Genomic DNA, 23,149 nt, shown 5'->3' on the forward strand with positions numbered 1-23,149 from the left:
CGGGGAGTGCGCCTGGGGACGCGATCGAGGGCCGGTGGCGTCAGCGGCGACGGGACCGGCCGGACCGCCAGCCGGCGCCGACCCCGGCGATGTGCAGTGCCAGCAGCGCGAGACCGAGCAGCATGACGTTCCCCGAGGCGAGGACCTGGTTGGTGGCGATGTCCGCCGCACTGATCAGAAAGGCGATGAAGAACAGTACGGCCGCGGCTGTGGCGAGCATGGCGTGGGCTCCCTCGTTGCGTGGGGTGTGGAGCCCGTATGCCCCCGTTTCCCGGTTCCAGACCCGGGTCACCGGCCTCCCGCCACGGCGACGGGCGGCCGTACCGGTCCGGCACGCGGGGGAAGGGCGTTGCCCAGTGGGGTGCGGGACCGCGCCGGCCGTTGCCCGGACCCGGCGGGGCTGTGGGGTGCATGGACGCGACGTGGGGCCTCCGGCGCGTTCCGGTTTCCGGACCGGACACGGCGGAAGCGCGCACCGTCGACCACCGGAAAAACGGGTGGCCCCACTCCGGGTCCCGGTGCTGGGATGGCTCGATGCATGAGGCAACGGTCAGCGTGGACCGGGGGCGGTACGACGATGCGGTGACCCCCTGGGAGCAGGAGGCCTGGCGCGGCGCGGCCGTCGCCTGGGTGGCGGATGTGCTGGCCGTACGCGGTCTGCGGGCCACAGGCCGATGGGATGTGCGACTGCGCCCCTGGTCGGTCCTGGTTCGGGTCCCGGTCGGGGGAGGCGACGCCGTGTGGTTCAAGGCCAACCCGCCGGCCAGTGCCTTCGAAGGCCCGCTGACCGCGGCGCTGGCCCGCTGGGTGCCGGAGCACGTACTGGAACCGCTGGCCGTCGACGCGGAGCGCGGGTGGTCGCTACTGCCCGACGGAGGCGATCTGTTCAGGAGCGTGCTCGAACGGGACGCAGCCGGGCCCGGCGCCTGGGAGGAAATCCTTCGCCAGTACGCGACCATGCAGCGTGCACTGGTTCCCCGCGCACACGAGATGGAGGAGTTGGGCGTCCCCGGCGCTCGTACCGCCGCCCTGCCGGACCTCTTCGACCGGCTGGTCGCGGAGAACACCGCGCCGGACTCCGGCGAGCGCCGGGATCTCGAGCAGCTCCGGCCGCGGCTCGTGGACTGGTGCGCCGAGCTGGCGGCCGTGGGCGTCGCCGACTCCCTCGACCACTCCGACCTGCACGACGCCCAGTTGCTTGTCCGGGAGCCGGGCCGGTTCACCTTCTTCGACTGGGGCGACGCGGCCGTCTCCCACCCCTTCTGCAGCCTGCTCGTACCCGCCCGCAGAGCGAGTGAGCTCCATGGCCCCGGGATGCTGCCGCGGTTGCGCGACGCCTATCTGGAACCCTGGACGGGGGCCGGGCCGACGGCAGCCGAGCTGCGACGGGCGGTGAGTCTCGCATGGCGGCTGAGCGCTCTCGGGCGCGCCTGTTCGTGGGGCCGGCTGTTCCCGTCCGCGTACGGCTCGTCGTTCGACACAGGAGCCACGGAGCGGGTTCGATGGCTGATGGAGCTCCGCAACGATCCGCCCGTCCAGGCTCCGGTGCGCTCGCGCCGGGGCGTCTCGCCGTCCGGGTCGCGGTGAACCCCACTCGGCCCGGGGTCCACCGTGCGGGGACCCGTCGGACCGGACCGGGCCGACGGCACCGATGGTGACCATGCGCCCAGGCGGGCGCGAGTCCTGCACATGGTGGGGATCGTCCTCGTTCGCGGGCCCCGGCGGGTGGTGCCGTGGGAAGAGGCCATGACGGTCCGGCACGGCGGTCGGGCGCCGCCAGGTCCGCCCGTCGGCCGGGGCGACGACGACATCCGGCCGGGGGCGCGCACGGAGCGCCCTGGCGAAGCCCGTGCGGAGATCCGTGCCACACCCGCCGACAAGCGGAGTCCATCGGCTCTGCACGGCGGGTGGACGGCCCGGGCCGCCGCGTCGCAGAGCACCCGCGCCGACCAGGTCGCGACGTCCGCCGACGGCCCGGGAGATCGCGGCGCCCGCCAGGAGCGCGCTGCCCGGTTCGGCGTCGCTGACCGACGCGGAGACATCGGCGACCACGCAGACGGGGGGCGGGGGCGCGCCCAAGTCGTGGCGGAACGGCGCCGGACGCTCCGCCGGTCCGGTCGGCCCGCGCTGCCGTGCGACCCGGCCGCTGCGCCCGTGACGGTCGCGCGGCAGGTGCGGCTCCTCGTCGCGCCCACTCTCCGGCGAGCTCCGCCACGGAGTGCGGTCCACCAACACCGCACCGCGCATGAGGGTCGAAGGCCGTCGCCGGTACCGCCGTGACGCGACGGTGTGGAGCGCGAACAGCGCGGTCGCCAGGTACGGGCCGACCCGGGCCGGACCTACGCCCGCGGTTTCCCGGCGCCGGGAGACGGGCGAGTCCCGGGAGCCGGGCTCCACGCGCACGGCGTTTCGGCCATCCGGTTCCACGGCGGTGTCCCCGCTACCGCAAGGGCGGAGGTGCCCGTGCCCGCCGCCGCCCGGCCGGGGACCGCTGCCACAACGTCCGAAACCGGCCGTCCGAACGGCCGCTCCCCGTCGTTGATCCCGTCGGGCACCCCGCCCGAGCAGGTATCAGGGACGGCTCCCCTGCCTCCTGCGGCTCGGTCCCGTTCCGTACGGCGGTCCCGAACACGGCGTACGACAGCTCGAACCTCGGCAACCTGCCGCAGCCCCGCACCTCCACACCGCCAGAAAGGCCGAACGTGACCACACTGCGCGCCGCCGACGACCCCGGCGGGCACGCCGATCCGCACGCCCCGGCAGCCCGGTCTGCGGCACGGTACGGCGGGAGGGCGTCGTGAGTGCGACGTGGCTGCCGCCGGAGCAGTACGCCGAGACGCTGATGAAGGCGACCGCCTTCGCCTGTCTGTTCTTCACCGACGAGGACGACCGGCCGGTGCAGTTGAGGGCGGTGTACTCGCAGGCACACCCCTGGCAGTGGCCGGGCGGGACGATGGACCCGGGTGAACGACCGTGGGAGACGGCGGTACGGGAGTGCCGGGAGGAGACCGGCATGGTCGTCGAGGGACCCACTCGGCTCCTGGCCGCGGTGTACGGACTGCCGGGCGCGAAGTGGCCGTACAGCACGGTGGGGTTCGTCTTCGACGGCGGCCGGCTCACGGCGGACCGGATCGCGGGCATCACCCTGGATCCGGCCGAGCACGACGCCGTGCGCGTCCTCTCGGCGAGGGAGTGGCGGGCGCACATGCCGGAGCGGGACTTCACGCGGCTGCGCGCCGTGATGGAGGCACGCCGAACAGGCGTGACGGCGTACTTCGACGCCTGGGACTGGGACGACTGAGCCGGCCACACAGCGGTTCGAAGTAAATCGAACATCCAGCGACGGGAGAGGTGGCGACACGCCCCCGGGCCGCCGAATGCCCGGGTACGGCCGCGCGGGTCCGGTGTGATCGTGGCCGACTCGTTTCGTCGAGACCCCTCTAGGAGAGATCATGCGCATGCGCATCGCGTCCACCGTGGCCGCCCTCGCAGTGGCCGGTGTCCTCGCCGGCGCCGGCAGCGCCGTGGCGGACAGTGGGGCGGAGGCCGCGGCCGCGGGCAGCCCGGGTGTGCTGTCGGGCAACGTCGTCCAGGTCCCGCTGCACGTGCCGCTGAACTTCTGCGGCAACTCGCTCGGTGTCATCAGCCTGCTCAACCCGGCCGTCGGCAACGCCTGCCTCAACGGCTGACCGCACCCCGCCGCACCGGGAACCAGGTGCGGCCCCGGCCCCGGCCGGCCGGCCCGCCGGCAGTCGTCGGGACCGAACCGGCCGGGCCCTCGTACCGAGGGTCCGGCCCTCGTGCTTTCCCGACGCCGTCCCAGGGGGGCGGTCACGGCCCGGCGTGCCAGTCCCGCTCGGAGTCGCCTGCGTCGAATACGCTGCGGAAACGTCCGCCCCGGCCGCCTCGGTGCCGGGCACGCACGGGCGAACGCCGCCCGACGACGGCATCGGACGAGGCCCTGACGGCGGAGCCGCCGGAAGCGGGAAGGGGTGCGGCATGCGGTCCCCAGGTGTGCATCTGCGGGAGATCACCGACGACAACCGGGAAGCCGTTCGCGCCCTCCGCGTACGGCGTGACCAGAAACAGTTCGTCGCCTCGGTGTCCAAGTCGCTCAAGGAGGCGGCGAAGACACCCGAGGCCAATCCCTGGTACCGCGCCGTGTACCGGGACGACGAGCCGGTGGGCTTCGCGATGCTGGCGTGGAGACCGCCCTCCGGCCCTTTCGAGGGGCGGCACTTCCTCTGGCGCTTCCTGGTCGACAAGCGGTACCAGAAGCGGGGAATCGGCCGGGAGGCCCTGTCGCAGATCGCGGACCTGGTCCGTGCGGACGGCGGCACCGAGCTGCTGACCAGCTACGAGCCCGGCGAGGGCGAACCGTGGCCCTTCTACCGGAAATTCGGCTTCGAGCCCACCGGGGAGATCGACGACGGCGAGATCGTCCTGCGGCTGGCCTTCCCCGCTCGGTGAGCCCGCAGGGTCGGTCCGCGCGGCCGAGGCCGCCGCCGGCTCCCCTCCGGCTCCGGACGGCTGCCGCCCGCGCCGCGGAGCGGCCCGTCTCCCGGACCCGCGCACCCGGTGACGGTCCGTCGACAGGGCGGTCCGGCCGTCCGAGTGGGGGCCGGCGGGAGGGAGCAGGCCGCACGCGCCGGGTCCGACCGCCCGCGCAGACGCACCGGGCACGTGCGGGGCGGTCCGTCCCGGTGTCCGGCCGGACGGGCCGCCCCGCCCAGTGAGGGCTGTCGTCGCTATTCGGCCGGACGCATTCGTTCCGGAAAAGGACCCGCACGGCTCCCCGGCGGGCATCGCGAAGACGCACTGCCAGGTGAACTCGCGGAAAGCGCTCGCCCTGTTCACGGTGCACCCGGACCCCGGATGACAACAATCGGCCATTGTTGACTTCTGAACCGCCGGAAAATACCGACGATCATGTTGACACCGCATGGGCGACGCGCCACTATGGCGGGCCGCGCCGCCGGAATCCCCCCACCTCTTCCCCCTGCGCCTTCCGCTCCTCCCTCTTCTCGAAATTCCGTGGCGTCCTTGGGTTGCCGGCCTTCCGGCCCGTCGCCCCATTTCGCCATGCCCACTTTTCCACCCTCCCCGCGATTGTGGCGACGGGCCGATCAGCACCATTGACCGATGGTTGACCCTTGAGTAACTTGCCGCTATCTTCAAGCCGCTGCTCGAATGACCCGAATTGATTTCCGCGGGCATTGCGAGACCCTGCACGTCCCGCGCCGCCGATCGACCGAAATTTAACCTCCGGGCAACACCAAAGCCTTTTCGGAGAATGATGAATTCGGTAGAGCACCACGTGGACCTGGTCATCGGAATCACCCCCTTCGGTGAACCGGACGCCCGTCTCGCCGCCGGGGTGAGCCGCGCCGGCGGCCTCGGAGTGCTCGACCTGGGTTCGGGGGACCGGAGAGCGAGAGAGGCGCTGGCTGCACTGCGCCGATGGCACCCCGGGCGCTGGGGTGTGCGGATCGGCCCGCGCTGCCGACCGGAACCAGGCGACCTCGTACAGGAGCACGGCTCCCCCGGCGGGCCGGACACGGTGGTGCTCGCGCCCGACTCCGCCTGGGACCTGTCCGCGATCCCACGGGACCCCCGGCTCCGGGTGCTCGTGGAGGTCACCGGGCTCGAGGCAGCGCGCCGGGCCGTGGAGTCGGGGGCCGGCGGGCTGATCGCCCGCGGCAGCGAGTGCGGAGGCCCCGTCGGAGAGCTCGGCACCTTCGTACTCCTCCAGCAGCTGCTCGCGGCGGAGTTGAGGGTTCCGGTGTGGGCCTGCGGGGGGATCGCGCCGCGGACCGCCGCCGCCGCCGTGGTGGGCGGCGCCGCCGGGGTGGTGCTCGACACCCAGCTCGCGCTGCTGGCCGAGTCACAGCTTCCCGAGCCGGTCGCGGCCGTGCTGCGGACCTGCGACGGCACGGAGACCGTGGTGTCCGGCGGCCACCGCACACTGCGTCGGCGGAGGCCCGCGGCCCGGTCCTCCGCCGACGACGCTTCTCCCGCACACCGCCTGCCGGTCGGACAGGACGCCTTTCTGGCCGCCCGGTTCGCCGAGCGCTGGGGTGACACCGGCCGCGCGGTCCGGGCGGTGCTCGGTGCCGTACGGTGCGCCGTGCGGGAGGGCGAACGGGAGACCGCCGCTAGGGCGCTGCGGGCGGACTCGGCGATGAGCCGGGCCCTGGGGACCCGGCTGCCGGTGGCCCAGGGCCCGATGACCCGGGTGAGCGACGGGGCAGCGTTCGCCGCCGCCGTCGCCGACGACGGGGCCCTCCCCTTCGTCGCCCTCGCGCTCGCCGGGGCGGAGCGGTCCCGGACGATGCTGGAGGAGGCACGGCAGGTCCTGGACGGCAGGCCGTGGGGAGTCGGGATCCTGGGCTTCGCCCCCGAGGAGACGAGGACCGCGCAGCTGGCGGCGGTCCGGGCGGCCGGGCCCACCCACGCGATCGTGGCCGGCGGCAGGCCCTCGCAGGCACGGGTGCTGGAGGAGGCCGGGATCAGGACGTTCCTCCACGTCCCCTCACCGGGCCTGCTGCGGCAGTTCCTGGACGCCGGGGCCCGCAGGTTCGTCTTCGAGGGCGCCGAGTGCGGCGGCCACGTCGGTCCCCGGAACAGCTTCCCGCTCTGGGAGGCCCAGACGGCGGTGCTGGAGGACTTCCTCGACGGTCTCGCCCGGCGGTCGGACGAGACCGCGGCGCGGGCCACCGCCGAACGGATCGAGGTGTTCCTCGCGGGCGGCATCCACGACGAGCGCTCCGCCGCGATGGCCGCCGCACTCGCCGCGCCGCTGACGGCGCGCGGCTGCGCCGTGGGCACCCTCATGGGCACGGCGTATCTCTTCACCGAGGAGGCGGTCGCACACGGTGCGGTGCGGCCGCTGTTCCAGCGCCGGGTGCTCGCGGCGGAGCGCACGGCGCTGCTGGAGACGGCGCCCGGTCACGCCACCCGCTGTGTGCCGAGCCCCTTCAGCGATGCCTTCGGCAGGCTGGCCGTCGGCATGCGCGAGGAGGGACTGGCCGAGCGGGAGGTCTGGGAACGGCTGGAGCGGCTGAACGTCGGCAGGCTGCGGATCGCCGCCAAGGGCGTGGATCGCACCGGCGGCGGAGCCCTGGAGCCCGTCGACGAGGAACGCCAGCTGGCGGAGGGCATGTTCATGGCCGGCGAGGTGGCGGTGCTGCGAACGGCCACGACCACCCTCGCCCGGCTGCACTCCGCCGTGACCGAGGGTGCGGCGGGCTTGCTCACCGGGCGGGTGGCCGGCCCTGCGACCCGCCCCGGCCCCGGCACCCAGGACGGAGCGAGGGCCGAACCGGAGCCGCCGCGGCCGCTGGACGTCGCGGTGGTCGGCATGGCCTGCATGTTCCCCGGTGCTCCCGATCTGGCCACCTTCTGGGCCAACGTCCTCGACGGGGTCGACTCGGTGGGGGAAGTCCCCCGTGACCGCTGGGATCCCGGTGTGCACGGCGTCGAGGCGGGCGGTACGGTCACCTCGCGCTGGGGCGGGTTCCTGCCGCCGATACCCTTCGACGCCCTGCGTTACGGCATCCCTCCCGCCTCGCTGGGCAGCATCGAGCCCGTGCAACTGCTGGCCCTGGAGGCCGCACGGCGTGCGCTGGACGACGCGGGGCTCGGCGAGGGCGGCCGGGCCTTCGACCGGACGCGGACGGGGGTGGTGTTCGGTGCCGAACCGGGCAGCGACCTCTCCAACGCGGCGACGCTGCGGGCGGTGCTCCCGTCGTACCTCGGCGAGGTGCCGAAGGGACTGCAGGAGCAGCTTCCACCGCTGACCGAGGACTCCTTCCCCGGAATGCTCGCGAACGTGGTCTCCGGACGGATCGCGAACCGGCTCGATCTGGGCGGTCCCAACTTCACCGTCGACGCGGCCTGCGCCTCCTCCCTCGCGGCGGTGGACGTCGCCTGCAAGGAACTGGCCGCGGGCACCAGCGACATCATGCTGTGCGGAGGCGCCGATCTGCACAACGGCGTCAACGACTACGTGCTGTTCTCCTCGGTGCACGCCCTCTCCCCCACCGGCCGCAGCCGGGCCTTCGACGGCTCGGCCGACGGGATCGCACTCGGCGAGGGCGTGGCGTGCGTGGTGCTGAAGCGGCTGGCCGACGCCGAGCGGGACGGCGACCGCATCTACGGTGTCGTCAAGGGCATCGGCAGTTCCAGCGACGGCCGGTCCCTCGGGCTGACGGCGCCGCGCCCGGAGGGCCAGCGCAGGGCACTGGAACGGGCGCACCGCAACGCCGGTACGTCACCGGCGGACGTGGGGCTGGTGGAGGCGCACGGCACGGGCACGGTCGTCGGGGACAGGACCGAACTCGATGTCCTCACCGAGGTGTTCGAGGCCGCCGGAGCGAGCCCGGGCGGCTGTGTCCTCGGATCGGTCAAGTCGCAGATCGGGCACACCAAGTGCGCCGCGGGCCTGGCCGGGCTGATCAAGACCCTGATGGCCCTGCACACCGGCGTCCGGCCGCCCACCCTTCATCTGGAACAGCCCAACGCGGCCTGGCACGAGGACCGCAGCCCGTTCGTCTTCCACCGCGAGGCACTGCCGTGGGCCGTACCGGCCGAGCGGCGCGTGGCGGGCCTGAGCGCCTTCGGTTTCGGAGGCACCAACTTCCACGTGGTGCTGGGCGCGCACGGCGGGGGGCTGCCGCCCTCGCACGGGCGGGACGCGTGGCCCGCCGAACTCTTCCTGTTCCGCGGGGCGGACCCGGCGGCCGCGCGCCGGGCCGCGGGGGCCCTGCTGGAAACGGCGTCACCGGCCGCGGAAGGGGCGAGTCCGTGGCGGCTGCGGGACCTCGCCCTCGGCGCCTCGCGGCGTGCCGCGACGGACCGGGGTCCGGTGCGGATCGCCGTCGTCGCGAGGGACCCCGACGAGCTGTGCCGGCGGCTGCGTCGAGCCCTCGACGGCGAGCACGATCCGGGTGCGGGGGTCCATCTCGCCGGCGGCGAGGCGACGGCCAGTGCTCCGGGCACCTCCGACGCGCCGGAGGCCGGGCCCCCGGGCGGGGGCGGCGGCAAGGTCGTCTTCCTGTTCCCCGGGCAGGGGAGCCAGCGGACGGGCATGTTCGCCGGCCTCTTCACGGCCTTCCCCGAACTCCAGTACCTCCTCACGCTCGACCGTGGCACGGCCGCCGCGCTGCATCCCCCGACCGCGTTCACGGACTCCGGGCGCGGTCGTGCCAGAGCAGCGCTCACCGACACCCGCGCCGCCCAGCCCGCGCTCGGCATGGTGGGCCTCACCGCCCATGCGCTGCTGACGCGGGCCGGGATCGTGCCCGACATGGCGGCGGGCCACAGCTACGGCGAACTGGTCGCCCTCAGCGCCGCCGGCGCCCTCGATCCGGAGACGCTGCTGACGCTGAGCTCCGAGCGCGCCGCTGCGATCCTGGCGGCCGCCGGGGACGATCCCGGGGCCATGGCGGCGGTGAGCGCGTCCGCCGCGGAAGTCGAGCGCGTACTGGGCCCGACGAGGGCCGACGGCGGTCACCACGGCGACGACGGCGACGGCGACGGCGACGGCGACGACCGGAGCAACGGCGGCCGCGCGGCGGGCGGGCTCCCGGGTGCCGGGCTCGTGGTGGCCAATCACAACACGCCGCGGCAGACGGTGATCTCCGGCCCCACCGCCGCGGTGGAGTCCGCGCTGGGGCTGCTGCGCGAGGCGGGTCTCGGCGCGAAGCGCCTTCCGGTGGCATGCGCGTTCCACAGCCCGCTGGTCGCGGGAGCCGGCGAGCGATTCTCGCGTGTACTGGCCGAACACCCCGTAGGACCCACGGAGTTCGAGGTGTGGTCCAACCGCACCGCCCGGCCCTACGGCGACCGCCCCGACGGTATCCGTGCGGAGCTGGCCGCGCAGATCGAGGCGCCGGTGCGTTTCGCCGAGCAGATCGAGGCGATGTACGAGGCGGGCGCCCGGGTCTTCGTCGAGTGCGGACCGGGCCGGGTGCTGACCGGGCTGGTGGCCGAGATCCTGGGTGACCGGCCGCACCGCACCGTCGCGTGCGCGCCGCGGCCGGGAAGCGGTCTGCCCGAACTCCTCGACGCCCTGGCCCGGCTCGCGGTGGCCGGGGTGCCGGTGGGCACCGGCTGGATGTTCCGGGGCCGTGACGCGGTGGACCCGGACCGGGCCGAGAACGACCGCAAGCCCGGCTGGACGGTCGACGGGCATCTCGTCCGCACCGCGTCCGGCGAACTCCTGCCCGGTGCGCTGGCACCGGCCCGACGTGTCGTGGAGACGACTGTGACGGACCATCACGGTGGCTGGACGGCCGAGGGCGCCGCGACCGGCCAGGACGCGCTGATAGCCGAGTTCCTGCGGACGAGCAGGGAGATGGTGGCGGCCCAGCGCGACGTACTGCTGACGTACTTCGGCGGGCGGGCACCCGGTGACCCCCTGCCCGCCCCGGCCGGCCCCCCGCTCACTCCCACCCTGCCGGCGGGACGACCGGAGGCGTGGGAGCCACAGCCCGTCGGCGGCTCCCCGCGGACCGGGGCCGCTGCCGCACCGGTCGCCCTCGAGGGGCAGGAGCGGACGGGCGCCCCCGGAGACGGCGCCGATTCGGCCGGGCCGCCCTCCGCTGACGACGTCCTGCGCCTGATCGTGGACATCATCAGTGAACGCACCGGCTATCCGGCCGACATGGTCGAGCCGGGCCTGGACCTGGAAGCGGATCTCAGCATCGACTCGATCAAGCGGACCGAGATCGTGGGCGAACTGGCCGGACGGCTGATCCGGACCGGCGCGGCGCCCGCCGACGCCGGCTCACTGGACGACACCACGATGGAGGAGCTCTCCCGGGCGAGAACCGCCGAGGCCCTGGCCGCCGGGATCTGCGCCCTCCTGCCCGGTGCCGGGGCCGAGCCGGACGGCGTCCCGGCGGCTCCCGTCGCCGTGCCGGGAACGCCGCCCGCCGCGGCACCGGCCGCTGCCCCGGAGCGGAACGGCAACGCCCCGTACCCGGTTGCGGCCACGCGCACCGGCACGGGCCCGGAGACGGCGATGTCAACGCCGACGGTGCCGACGGCACGGTTCCCTTCCGGGGACGACGGAGGCGGCACGGCGCCCGGAGCGGACATCCCTCTCGTCGCCGCGCCCAAACGCCTGGAACTGCGCAAGGTGCCGCTGAACGGCAGCGCGGGTACCGCGACGCCGGCGGCTCTGCGCGGGCGGAGGTTCGTACTGCTCGGCGACGGGGACGGTGAACTCGCGGGCACGGCAGTGGCGCTCGCCGCGGCCCTGGAACGGCACGGTGCCCTGTCCGTCGTGCTCGGCGCCGAACAGGCGCTGCCGCCGTCGAGCGGCCCGGGGCCGCTCGACGGTGTCGTCCTGCTCGACCCGCTGGCCGTCTCCGGGCCGCCGGTCCTGCCCTCGGCCTTCCCGGCCGTCAAGGCAGCGCTGGCCTGCCGCCCCGCACGGCTGCTCGCCGTACGGCTCGCCGAGAAGGGCCTGGTGGCGGAGCGTGCGGCCGGACTGCGCGGGCTCTTCCGCACCATCGCCCGGGAGTACCCGGGCACCGGTCCCACCGTGATCGACCTCGATCCGGGCGGGGCGCCCGGGTTGCGGACGCCGGAGGGCGTCGCCGCCGCGGTGGTCGATGAGCTGTCCGCGGCCGGCGGAGCACCGGTCGTGGTGCGCGACGCGGACGGCCTTCACACCTGGGAGCCCGTCGAGGCGCCCTTCGGGACGACGGCCGCGACCGGTGCGGGACCCGCCGGGGACGGGGCGGCGGAGGCGGCGGCGGCGCTCGGACTCGACCAGGACTCGGTCGTCCTGCTCACCGGAGGGGCCCGGGGCATCACGGCGGCGTTCGCCGTCGCACTCGCCCGGGCCTCCCGCTGTCGCGTCGAACTGCTCGGCAGGACGCCCGCCCCCGCCGGGCCGGAGGATCCGCGGACGGCGGCGGCCGGCGACAGGGCGGCGCTGCGCCGGGTACTCGCGGTGGGGGGCGGGTACGCCTCCCCCGCCGAGATCGACCGGGCGGCCGAACTGCTCCTCGCCCAGCGGGAGATGGCCGCCACGCTGACCGCGCTCGAAGCCGCCGGGAGCCGGGTCCGCTACCGCAGCGTCGACTGCCGCGACTCCGCCGCCGTGCTGCAGGCGGTGAAGGAGATCCATGCCGACCACGGGCGTCTCGACGGAGTCGTCCACGCCGCGGGGGTCATCGACGACAGGCTCATCGCGGAGAAGTCGCCGGAGTCGTTCGAGCGGGTGTACGGCACCAAGGTCGCGGGTGCCGTCTCACTGCTCTCGGCTCTCGGCGAACTTCCCGACGAGGGACCGCGGTTCGTCGTGCTGTTCGGCAGTGTCTCCGCGGTGTTCGGCAACAAGGGCCAGGCGGACTACGCGGCCGCCAACGACGCCCTGGAGACCCTGGGCGAGCAGTGGCGGGCCCGCACCGGCCGGCGGGCACTGACGGTCCACTGGGGCCCCTGGGCTCCCGGCGGGGTCCACACCGGAATGGTCGGCCCGGAGCTCGCCCGCGAGTACGCCCGGCGCGGGATCGCCCTGGTCGACCCCGAAGAGGGGCCGCTGGCGCTGCTGCGGGAACTCGCCTGGGGCGACCCGGCGGCCCGGGCGGTCGTCCACACCGCCTCGGAGTGGTGACATGACCGGTGCGGGGTCGAGTGCCGGCAGGGACCGGCCCGCCGGCGGGCGGACGGACGGCGCGCGGACCGAGGGCGGCCGCGCCGTTCCCGTCGCCATCACGGGAATGGCCGTACTGCTGCCGGGAGCCCCGGATCTGGCGGCGTACTGGCGCAACCTCGTCGCCGGGTTCGACGCAGTGGGCGATGTCCCGGAGGGCCGCTGGGACGCCGTGTACTACCGGCCCGCGACGGCGGACGGTCCGGCCGCCGCGGACCAGGTGTACTGCCGGCGCGGCGGTTTCGTGGATGCGCTGGCGGACGTGGACGTGACCCGTTTCGGCATCATGCCGAGTTCGGTGCCGGGCGCGGAGCCCGACCAGCTGATCGCGCTCCAGGTGGCTGCGTCAGCGGTCGCGGACGCCGGCGGCGAGGACCGGCTGCCGGCCCGGGAACGGGTCGGCGTCGTGCTGGGCCGGGGCGGCTATCTGACACCGGGGCTGGTCCGCCTCGACCAGCGGGTGCGTACCGCGGCCCAGTTGGTTCGCACCCTCGGTGAGTTGCTGCCGCATCTCGGCGCCGACCAGCTGGCCCGGGTACGGGAGGCGTTCACCGAACGGCTGGGGCCCGACCGGCCGGAGAACGCCATCGGCCTCGTCCCCAATCTGGCGGCCTCCCGGCTGGCCAACCGGCTCGATCTGCGCGGTCCCGCCTACACGGTGGACGCGGCCTGCGCCTCCTCGCTCGTCGCCGTGGACCAGGCGGTCGGCGAGCTGGCGTCCGGCCGGTGCGACCTGATGCTCGCCGGAGGCGTGCACCACTGCCACGACATCACCCTGTGGAGCGTCTTCTCCCAGCTCCGCGCCCTGTCTCCCAGCCAGCGCATCCGCCCCTTCCACCGGGACGCGGACGGCATCCTCATCGGCGAGGGCACGGGTGTGGTCGTGCTTAAGCGGCTGGCGGACGCCGTGCGGGACGGAGACCGGATCTACGCGGTCGTCCGGGGGACGGCGGTCGGCAGCGACGGGCGTACGGCCGGACTGGTCAGCCCCGATCCGGGCGGGCAGATCCGCGCCGTGCGACGGGCGTGGGAGGCGGCCGGGCTGGACCCGGCCGAGCCGGGGTCGATCGGACTGCTGGAGGCGCACGGTACGGCCACTCCCGCCGGCGATGCGGCCGAACTGCGCACGCTGGCCGAGGTCTTCGGCCCGCCGGACGACAGCGAGGGCGGGCGGACCGCGGTGATCGGGTCGGTGAAGTCGATGATCGGCCACGCGATGCCGGCGGCGGGGGTCGCTGGCCTGGTCAAGGCGGCTCTCGCCGTGCACCACGCGGTCCTGCTGCCGACCCTGCACTGCGACGATCCCCATCCCGCGCTCGCCGGCACCCGATTCCGTCCCCTGGCCGGGGCGGCGCCGTGGGACTCCGGCCCCGGGGGGACGCCGCGCCGGGCGGCGGTGAACGCCTTCGGGTTCGGTGGGGTCAACGCCCATGTCGTCCTCGAACAGGCCCCGGGCGTCACGGCGTTCACGGCTGCGCCCAAGCCGCGGGCTGCCGCGCGCCCGGCCGCCGACGAGGGGCGGCGCGGCTCCGGGCGGGCGGCCGCTGCCACCACCGTGATCGAACGGGAGCGCGTGCTGCTGCTCACCGCCGGCTCGCCGGAGGACCTCGCGGCCGCGCTGGACACCGAGGACTCGACGCTGCTCGCCTCGGGGCTCGACACCCCGGCGAGCCGGGGAGCCGGGCCGGCCCGCCTCGGTATCGTCGATCCGACACCGAAGCGGCTGGCGCTCGCCCGCCGGGTCACCGCCAAGGGCCGGGCGTGGCACGGCCGCGGCGACGTGTGGTTCTCCCCTCACCCGCTGCTCGGCGGCGAGCGGCCGGGCAGGATCGCCTTCGTCTTCCCGGGACTTGAGAGCGAGTTCGAGCCGCGCGTCGACGACGTCGCCGCCCGGTTCGGGCCGGCGCGGCCGGGGCCGGCCGGCGGTGCGACGGCGGCCCGCGTCGGGGACGTCGGCCGGCACGGGCTGGGCGTGGTGGCGGTGGGCAGGCTCCTGGACACCGCCCTGCGCCGGATGGGCGTGGTCCCGGAGGCGGTGGCCGGGCACAGCATCGGCGAGTGGACGGCGATGGCGGTCGCGGGTCTGTACTCCGAGCAGGCCGTGGACGACTTCATGGCCTCGCTCGACCCCGACTCGGTGACGGTGCCGGACCTCGCCTTCGCCGCCGTGGGGGCCTCCGCGGATCGCGTACGGGCGGAACTGGGCGCCCTCGGTCTGCCGGTGACCCTGTCCCACGACAACGCGCCGAGCCAGTCGATGGTGTGCGGACCGCCCGAGGCGGTGGAGGGGTTCGTCCGCGTCCTCCGCGCGGAAGGCGTGCTGTGCAGGGTGCTGCCGTTCCGTTCGGGATTCCACACGCCCATGCTGGAACCGTGCCTGGGCCCGTTCCGCGCCGCGGCCGAACGCTTCGCGCTGCACACGCCCACCGTGCCGGTCTGGTCCGGTACGACGGCAGCCCCGTTCCCCCGTGACGAGACCGCCGTACGGCAACTGTTCGTCCGTCATCTGCTGGAGCCCGTGCGCTTCCGCCAGTTGACCGAGTCGATGCACGCGGCGGGGTTCCGGGCGTTCGTCCAGGTCGGTACGGGAGCACTCGGGTCGCTCATCGGCGACACGCTGTCGGGGCGGGAGCATCTCGTCGTCGCCGCCAACACACCGCACCGTCCGGGCCTTTCGCAGTTGCGACGCGTTGCCGTGGCGCTGTGGACGGAGGGCGCGGCGGTCGACCCGGACGTGATCGACCGCGGTGACACCGCTCGGGCCGGGGTGCCGGGCCACCGGGCGCCCTCCTCGCGTGCCGAAGCCGACGCCACGACGTACCGGTCCGCCTCCCCGGTGGCCGGGGGCGCCGGCGGAGCCGCCCCTCGGTCTCCGGGTACTCCGGTGCGTCTCGACCTGAGCGGCGGACTGGTCTCCCTGGACCCGGGGACGCTCGCCGCGCTGCGGCGGTCGCTGCCGACCGGACGGGAGGGGTCCGCGGCCGGCCCTGTCCCCTCGACGGCCGCGGCGTCCGCGTCCACCGCACGCGGCCCGGTGGGTACGGGTACGCGGACGGAGGGCGCCGGTATGGCACGCGGAGGCACGGCGGAGCATGCCGTGGGCGACGGACCGGCGGGGAGTCCCGCGGCCCGCGTCGCTCCGCACCGGGCCGGGGAGTCCGTCCCCCGGGTCGCAGACGCGGAACGCTTCCCGGCCCTCGCGGAGCTCGACGCGCTGATGCGGGAGACGGCGGCCACCGCGGCCGAACTCATCGAGGCGGCCGGCCGCCGGCCCCGTGGCACCCCGCGCGTGCCTGCCGCCGCCCCGGCCCGCCGCACGCCACCCCCGGCCCGCCCGGCCGCGCCCCGCCCGGGTCCGGCCCCCGGCGGGGCACCCTCCGCCCGCTCGCAGTACACGGTCCGGGTGGGCACCGACGCGATGCCGTACCTGCTCGACCACTGCTTCTTCCGGCAGCGGGCGGACTGGCCCGACGTGGCCGACCGCTGGCCCGTCGTGCCGGCCACGACGATCGTCCACCATGTGATGGAGGCGGCCGAGCGCCGCGCCCCCGGTATGCGTGCCGTCGCCGTGCACGACGCACGGTTCGACCGGTGGCTGACCGCCGCAGAGCCGGTGGACGTGCAGGTCACCACGGCCCCCGCGGGCCCCGGGCGGATCGCGGTGTCGTTCGGGCCGCACGCACGCGCTGTGGTCGAGGTCGCGGCGCACCACCCCCCGCCGCCGGCTCCCTGGGATCCGGCGGCGTTCCGGGACGAACGCCCCCCGGGCCACTCCGCGGCCCAGCTGTACGACGAGCGCTGGATGTTCCACGGCCCCGCGTACCAGGGGGTCACGGCGCTTCGGGGCATCGGCGAGCGGCACGTCCGCGCGCTGCTGACCGCACCACCGGCGCCGGGTGCGCTGCTGGACAACGTGGGGCAGGTCCTCGGCTACTGGATCATGGCGACCGCGACCGAACGGACGGTGGTGTTCCCCGTCCGGATGCGGCACATACGGTTCTTCGGCCCGGCCCCGCGGCCCGGCAGCGAGGTGGAGTGCCTGGTCCGCGTCACCTCGCTCACCCCCGACCTCCTGGAGGCGGACGCCCAGCTGACGTCCGGCGGCCGGGTCTGGGCGGAGCTCGGCGGCTGGCAGGACCGCCGGTTCGACAACGATCCGCACACCCGCCCGGTCGAGCGCTTTCCCGAGCGCCACACGCTGTCCACGGCCCGCCCCGGCGGCTGGGCCCTGGTCCACGAGCGCTGGCCGGACCTGGCGTCACGCGATCTGATCATGCGCAATATGCTCGGCAGCGCCGAACGCGCCCTGTACGAACGGCACTCGCCGCTCGGCCGCCGCCAGTGGCTGCTGGGCCGCATCGCCGCCAAGGACGCCGTGCGGCAGTGGCTGTGGCAGCGGGGCGAGGGACCCGTCTTCCCCGCGGAACTGCGCGTCGACAACGACGCCCGGGGACGGCCCCGGGTGACCGGGACCCACGGGTGGACACTCCCTCCGCTGGCCGTCTCCCTCGCCCACCGGGCCGAGGCGGCGGTGGCGATCGTGCGCCCGTGCCCGCCGGTCCCGGGCGGCGGCACGGTCACCGGACCCGGGATCGACATCGAGGAGATCACCGAGCCGTCCGGGGCGACGCTGGACGCCGCCCTCGCTCCGGCCGAACGCGAACTGCTGGCGGTCCGCAGCACCGGTGCGGGAGCGGCGGCCGGAGCCTCCGGAGCGCTGTGGTTCACCCGCTTCTGGGCGGCCAAGGAGGCGGCGGCCAAGGCGGAGGGAACCGGATTCGGCGGCCGCCCCAAGGACTTCGCCGTGGTGGCGGCGTCCGGTGACCTGCTGACGGTCGAGGTGCGCGGCGCCGGGCGCACCCCGGCCCGCGTGTACCGGGTCCGGTGCGAAGAGGTGGCCAACCCGCCGGGGCTTCCCCCGCGCTCGTACGTCGTGGCGTGGACCGAAGGACCGGAACGGGACGGGGACAGGCACGAGGAGGAGGACAGGACGTGACCACGATTCAGACGACCGGTCCGTCGGGGGCGGACGAGGACGCGATACTCGCCGACCTCACGGCCATGATCGCGCTCGTCCTCGAGGACGACGGTCTCGACGGCACCGAGGTCGGGATGGAGACCCGGTTCAGCAGGGACCTGGAGTTCGAGAGCATCGACCTGGTGACCCTGGCCGGTCATCTGGAGGCCCGGTACGGGCGTGACGTCAACTTCGCCGAGTTCGTGGCCTCGATGGAGCTGGACGACATCATCGAACTCACCGTCGGCCGGCTCGTCGAGCACGTGGCGAGGTGCCTGAAGAGCGCGGGAGCGGCCTGACCGATGGCGCTCATCGATGTCGCCGGTGTCCGTATCCACGTCCAGCGCCTCGGCCCCGGCGACGGACGGCCGGGCCGGGAGACGGTCGTCCTGTTGCACGGGCTGCTCACCGACAGTCTGGCCAGCTACTACTTCACCGTCGCGCCCGCGTTCGCGGCGGCCGGGCTGGACGTCGTCATGTACGACCACCGGGGGCACGGCCGCAGTGGAAGACCGGCCGGCGGCTACGGACTCGGGAGGTTCGTGGACGATCTCGGCGCGCTGCTGGACCGGTTGGAGGTCGCCGGTCCGGTCCATCTGGTCGGCAACTCCTTCGGCGGCACGGTGTCGTTCGGATACGCCCTGCGCCACCCGGACCGGGTGGCGAGCATCGCCGTCGTCGAGTCGGAGCCGGCCACGGCCTCCTGGGCGCGCAAGATCACCGGGCTGCTGGAGCGGGTACGGCACGAGATGACCGTCAACGAGAGCGAGGCGATCGACTGGATCGCGAGCCACCGCGGCCACCACACGGCCCGGCTGGCGAGGGCCGCCGGCCGCCTGGTGCGCGACACCTCGATCGCCGCGGAGGTCACCGTCTGCGACCTGGTCTCCGAGGACGCCCTCCGCTTGCTGGACCGTCCGGTGCTCGCCGTCTACGGGGGCGACTCCGATCTCCGCGAACAGGCCCCGTGGCTGCGGTCGTTGCTGCCGCGCTGCCGGACGGTGCTGGTCCCCGGCCATGAGCACTCGGTCCTGGTCGAGGCGCCGGGCCGGGTGCGCGACCTCGTCCTCGGCTGGATCGCGGAGCACGGGTCCGCCCGACGCCGCGACGAGGGCGGCCGGGCGGCCGGCCTGCCCGTGGAGGTGAACGTGCCGTGAGCCGCTGCCTGTTCGTCGTCCCGCCGCTCGTGGGGCACATCAATCCGCTGGTGGGGGTGGCCGCGGAGTTGGTCTCCCGGGGCCACCGGGTGGCCTGGGCCGGGGTGCCCGCCGTCGTCCGCCGTCTCGCCGGGCCGGACGCGCACGTCTTCCCGTCGCCGGCGTCGTGGGCCGAAGCGGACCGTCCCGTCCGGCCGCCGGACATCCGCGGCCCCGAAGCCCTCAGATTCCTGTGGGAACGGTTCCTGGTGCCGCTCGCGGACGCGATGGCCGACGGCGTAAGGGACGCGGTGGTGGCGTTCCGGCCCGATGTGGTCGTGGCGGACCAGCAGGCACCGGCGGGTGCGCTGGTCGCGGAGCGGCTCGGGGTGCCGTGGGCGACGTCGGCGACGACGCCGGCCGAGTTCACGGACGCGCTTGCGGCCATGCCGAAGGTCGCCGCGTGGAACGACGCGCTGCTGCGGGAGCTGCGGCTGCGCATCGGGGACCCGGCGGGCACGGCGGATCCGCGGTTCTCCCCGCGTCTGGTGCTGGCCTTCTCCACACCGGAGCTGGCCGGGCGGCCCGCCCGGGGTGGCGGAGGGATTCGCTGGGTGGGCCCTTCGCTGACCGCACGTCCCTCGGCAGCCGACTTCCCGTGGGAGTGGCTGGACCCGGGGCGGGCGACGGTGCTGGTCACACTCGGCACGGCGAACTCCGACGCCGGAGGACGCTTCCTCACCGCGTGCGCCGAGGCCCTGCGGGCACGGGCGGACCGGCTGCAGGCCGTCGTCGTCGACCCGGAGGGCGTCCTCGGCGGCCCCGGCATCGCCGGCCAGGGAGGTACGCCCCCGGGGACGGCCGCCGTCCGGCCGGACGGTGACCTGCTCGCCCTCCCCGTCGTACCGCAACTCGCGCTGCTCGGGCACATGGACGCCGTCGTGTGCCATGCCGGTCACAACACGGTGGTCGAGGCGCTGTGGCACGGCGTTCCCCTCGTCGTGGCGCCGATCCGCGACGACCAGCCGGTCGTCGCCGCCCAGGTGTGCGACGCGGGGGCCGGGGTCCGCGTCCGGTTCGGCCGGGCCGGCGCCGCCCGCATCGGGGCGGCCGTGGATGCCGTGCTGCACGGCCCCGGCCATCGGGCCGCCGCCCGTGCCGTCGGGTCGGCACTGCGCGCGGCGGGCGGCGCCGCGGCCGCGGCGGACCATGTCGAAAAGCTGCTCGAGGAAGAGCTCCGGGACAAGGAGGTGGGATGACGTCGCGCGAGGTGCGCTCCCGCAGGCGCCGGGCCAGGCGGGAGACGGTGGCCCTGCTCCGGCCGGAGTACGGGGCCGAGCTGGCCGAGGGGCCCGAGGCGTTCTTCGAACCGCTGCGCCACGGCTGCCCGTGGTGCGGATCGGTCCGGATCGGCGGCCACCTGTGGACGTCGGACCTGCTCCAGCACAAGCCCGGCCGGTTCCGGATGGACCGCTGCCACTCCTGCGGCCACCTCTTCCAGAACCCCCGGCTGAACGCCCGCGGGCTCGCCTTCTACTACCGCGACTTCTACGACGGACTCGGCGAGCAGCAGTTGGACGGGATGTTCGGTGGTCGCACCGCGTCCTACCGGCGCCGCGCCGAGTCCGTGCGGCCCTGTGTCGACGGCGCGAAGCGGTGGCTGGACGTGGGCACCGGGCACGGGCACTTCTGCGAGGTGGCCCGGACGGTGCTGCCGGAGGTGGAGTTCGACGGGCTCGACCGCTCCGAGGGGGCGGAACTGGCCGAGCGGCGGGGGCGGGTCGAGCGGGGATTCCGGGGAGGCTTCACCGAACTGGCGCCGGACCTCGCCGGCGAGTACGACGTCGTCAGCCTGTTCCACTACCTCGAGCACAGCACGGAACCGCTGCGCGAACTGCGGGCGGCCCGGACGTCGCTGCGCCCGGGCGGACACCTGGTGGTGGAGGTGCCGGACCCGGAGAGCCGGTATGCGCGACTGCTCGGCCGCTGGTGGCTTCCCTGGCTGCAGCCCCAGCACCTCCATCTCGTGTCGGTGGGCAATCTTCGCGGGGCGCTGGCGGAGCTGGGGTTCACGGTGGTGGCCGAGCAGCACCGGTCGGCGCACGAGCCGGTCGACCTCGTGGCCGCGGTGTGGCTGGCCCTGGAGGGAGCCGCGCCGCGGGACGACCTCCCATGGCTTCCGCCCGTCGGCCCGCTGCACCGGGCGCTGCGCGGCGCGGCGCTGCTGGCGGGCGTCCCTGCCCTGGTGGCGGCGGCGCTCCTCGATCAGGCGGTCGCGCCTTTCGCCGGACGTCTCGGGCTGTGCAACGCGTACCGCCTGGTGGCCCGCAAGGACTGACCGTGATGATTGCCGTGGCTCGGCCCGCGGCCGGGACCCGAGGACTGACGGTGAGCTGCCGCCCGCGGCGCGGCTCCCGTCGCCCCGGCCTGTCACCGGGGTGTCGTGGGGTCGACTTCGTCGGCGGTACGGCCCGTCAGAGGTCCGCCCGAGGTCCGCCCGGTCAGCCGAGCGGGCGCTCGTAGACGAGGAACCCCTCGTGCCGGGCCACACGGTCGTAGAGGGCGCGTGCGATGGCGTTGTCCCGGTGCGTCTGCCAGTGGAGCTTCTCGGCACCGGCCTCGTGCGCCGCCGCTGCCGTGGCCTCGATGAGGGTCCGGCCCACGCCCCGGCCGCGCGCGGCGGGGGCGGTGAACAGGTCCTCCAGACAGCAGTACGTGCCGGCGGCCCAGGTGGAGCGGTGCAGCACGTAGTGGCAGATGCCGGCCAGTCCGCCGCCGGCCCACGCCCCGAGTCCCCGCACCGGTTCGGCCGGGTCGGAGAACCGGGCCCAGGTCAGATCGGTGACCTCCGGCGGGAGGGTGTGCTCGTAGAAGTCCAGGTACGCCTGCCACAGCGGCTCCCAGGACTCGCGGTCACCGGGAGCGAGGGGGCGTACTTCGAGACCCGGGTCGGATGTCACGGCGGGTTTCCTCGCACTCGCAGGGTCTGCGGACGAGCCCAGGATGCCACGCGGGCCGTGGCGCCGTTCCATACGCCGCACCTGCACGGATTCATGAGCATGCCAGGGCCGGCGGTCCAGGCCCGGCCGCCGGGCGGACGTCTCCGGGCCGGGTGGGTCCGCCTCGGGTGGGCATCGGCTCGCCAAGACCACATTTCGGCGAGTCTTATGCCCGGATATGATGCATTTTGTGATCATGTCCGGTCGGCCGCGGCGCCCTCGTCCTTTCTACGGAGCCAGGTGGACGGCTGTCCTGCTGTCGCCGGCCATTCTCACGATCCTCATCTCCTCGCTGGCCTTCTCCACCCCGAGGGAGAAGGCCTTCAGCCGCCTCCTGCCCGCCGCACCCGCTCTCGCCGCGGCGATGTGGCCCGTGCTCGCCACGATCCTGCTGGGGGCGTTCTGCCTGGCTGTCATGATCAGCCTCAGCTTCTTCTACACCGATCTGGGGACGCCGTACACGGCCGCCGCGATCGTCCTGGTGACACTGGCGGCCGCCTACGCCAGCCACGTCAGGATCCAGCGCGAGGAGGCGCTGTTCCACGTACGCATGGTCGCCGACGCCGCCCAGAAGGTGCTGCTCCGCCCGCTGCCGAGCCGTATCAACGACGTCGAGATCGAGTCGCTGTACCTGGCGGCCCAGGAGCAGGCCCGGATCGGCGGCGACTTCTACGAGGTGGCCGACACCCAGTACGGGGTGCGCCTGCTCATCGGCGATGTGCGGGGCAAGGGCCTGTCGGCGGTGGGCGCGGCGTCCGCGGTGATCAACTGCTTTCGGGAGAACGCGTACGACCAGCCCGATCTCCGTGGCATCACCCGGCGACTCGAGACCAGCATCACCCGCTACAGCGCCGCGTTCCCCACCCAGGAACTGCCCGAGCGCTTCGCCACCGCCCTACTCGTCGAGATCCCCCACGACACCGGCGCGATCCGGATCCTGAACTGCGGGCATCCCCCGCCGATGCTCGTGCACCGCGGTGAGATCCGCGTCCTGGAGCCGTCCACCCCCTCACCACCGCTGAACCTTGCGGCGCTCATCGGGGACCACTACTACGTGGACACCGTCCCCTTCGACCCCGGCGACCATCTCCTGCTCTACACGGACGGTGTGACGGAGACCCGGGACCGCGCCGGCGAGTTCTTCCCGCTGCCGGACTGGATTCGGCGGCACGGCCCGGCCGCGCCGAGGGAGCTGCTCGACCAGCTCCACCAGGACCTGCTCCGCTACAGCGGCGGACGGCTCGACGACGACATCGCCGCCCTCGCCGTGAGGTGCCCCAACAGCCGAGGGCCGGAAACGGCGGCGTAGTCCGGAACCGCGGCGGCG

General features: G+C 74.6%; 13 protein-coding genes. 11 read left to right on the forward strand and 2 right to left on the reverse strand.

Annotation, left to right across the window (positions count from 1 at the left end; all coding sequences use genetic code 11):
- Nucleotides 1-40 precede the first annotated feature (40 nt).
- Nucleotides 41-220, reverse strand: coding sequence for a hypothetical protein (locus AB0J10_RS02580; RefSeq protein WP_363057003.1), 180 nt, complete (start codon nt 218-220; stop codon nt 41-43).
- Between the two features lie 314 nt (nt 221-534).
- Here AB0J10_RS02580 and AB0J10_RS02585 point away from each other — a divergent pair, with 314 nt between their 5' ends.
- From AB0J10_RS02585 to AB0J10_RS02630, 10 genes are all read left to right on the forward strand, one after another.
- Complete coding sequence (locus AB0J10_RS02585) at nt 535-1,587, forward strand: phosphotransferase (protein ID WP_363057005.1); 1,053 nt, start codon at nt 535-537, stop codon at nt 1,585-1,587.
- Nucleotides 1,588-2,797: 1,210 nt separating this feature from the next.
- Nucleotides 2,798-3,301, forward strand: coding sequence for an NUDIX hydrolase (locus tag AB0J10_RS02590; protein ID WP_363057007.1), 504 nt, complete (start codon nt 2,798-2,800; stop codon nt 3,299-3,301).
- A gap of 151 nt (nt 3,302-3,452) precedes the next feature.
- Nucleotides 3,453-3,689, forward strand: coding sequence for a chaplin (locus AB0J10_RS02595; protein ID WP_363057009.1), 237 nt, complete (start codon nt 3,453-3,455; stop codon nt 3,687-3,689).
- Between the two features lie 310 nt (nt 3,690-3,999).
- Nucleotides 4,000-4,470: a GNAT family N-acetyltransferase gene (locus tag AB0J10_RS02600; RefSeq protein WP_363057011.1), complete on the forward strand. Its 471-nt coding sequence runs from the start codon at nt 4,000-4,002 to the stop codon at nt 4,468-4,470.
- 826 nt (nt 4,471-5,296) lie between these two features.
- Nucleotides 5,297-12,631 carry an SDR family NAD(P)-dependent oxidoreductase gene (locus AB0J10_RS02605; protein WP_363057569.1) on the forward strand — a complete coding sequence of 2,445 codons (7,335 nt, stop codon included), beginning with the start codon at nt 5,297-5,299 and terminating at the stop codon, nt 12,629-12,631.
- Nucleotide 12,632: 1 nt separating this feature from the next.
- On the forward strand, nt 12,633-17,666 hold the full coding sequence (locus AB0J10_RS02610) for a beta-ketoacyl synthase N-terminal-like domain-containing protein (RefSeq protein ID WP_363057013.1): 5,034 nt from the start codon (nt 12,633-12,635) through the stop codon (nt 17,664-17,666).
- A 65-nt stretch (nt 17,667-17,731) separates the two neighbouring features.
- Nucleotides 17,732-17,986, forward strand: a complete 255-nt coding sequence (locus AB0J10_RS02615; RefSeq protein ID WP_363057571.1) for a phosphopantetheine-binding protein — start codon at nt 17,732-17,734, stop codon at nt 17,984-17,986.
- A gap of 3 nt (nt 17,987-17,989) precedes the next feature.
- Nucleotides 17,990-18,844: an alpha/beta hydrolase gene (locus AB0J10_RS02620; RefSeq protein ID WP_363057015.1), complete on the forward strand. Its 855-nt coding sequence runs from the start codon at nt 17,990-17,992 to the stop codon at nt 18,842-18,844.
- A complete protein-coding gene (locus AB0J10_RS02625; protein WP_363057017.1) occupies nt 18,841-20,082 on the forward strand; it encodes a glycosyltransferase in 1,242 nt (413 codons plus the stop codon). Before AB0J10_RS02620 ends, AB0J10_RS02625 begins: the two co-directional genes overlap by 4 nt.
- Nucleotides 20,079-21,161, forward strand: a complete 1,083-nt coding sequence (locus tag AB0J10_RS02630; protein WP_363057019.1) for a class I SAM-dependent methyltransferase — start codon at nt 20,079-20,081, stop codon at nt 21,159-21,161. The genes AB0J10_RS02625 and AB0J10_RS02630 overlap by 4 nt, the downstream gene beginning before the upstream one ends.
- A 163-nt stretch (nt 21,162-21,324) precedes the next feature.
- Here the strand turns inward: AB0J10_RS02630 and AB0J10_RS02635 are convergent, their stop codons facing one another.
- Nucleotides 21,325-21,783, reverse strand: a complete 459-nt coding sequence (locus tag AB0J10_RS02635) for a GNAT family N-acetyltransferase (protein WP_363057021.1) — start codon at nt 21,781-21,783, stop codon at nt 21,325-21,327.
- 229 nt (nt 21,784-22,012) lie between these two features.
- On the opposite strand from AB0J10_RS02635, the gene AB0J10_RS02640 reads away from it, so the two are divergent.
- Nucleotides 22,013-23,131 (forward strand): PP2C family protein-serine/threonine phosphatase, encoded by a 1,119-nt coding sequence (locus tag AB0J10_RS02640; protein WP_363057023.1) that lies wholly within the window; start codon nt 22,013-22,015, stop codon nt 23,129-23,131.
- The last annotated feature ends 18 nt before the right edge of the window (nt 23,132-23,149 follow it).

The sequence above is a fragment of the Streptomyces sp. NPDC049887 genome, assembly GCF_040656535.1.
GTDB lineage: Bacteria > Actinomycetota > Actinomycetes > Streptomycetales > Streptomycetaceae > Streptomyces.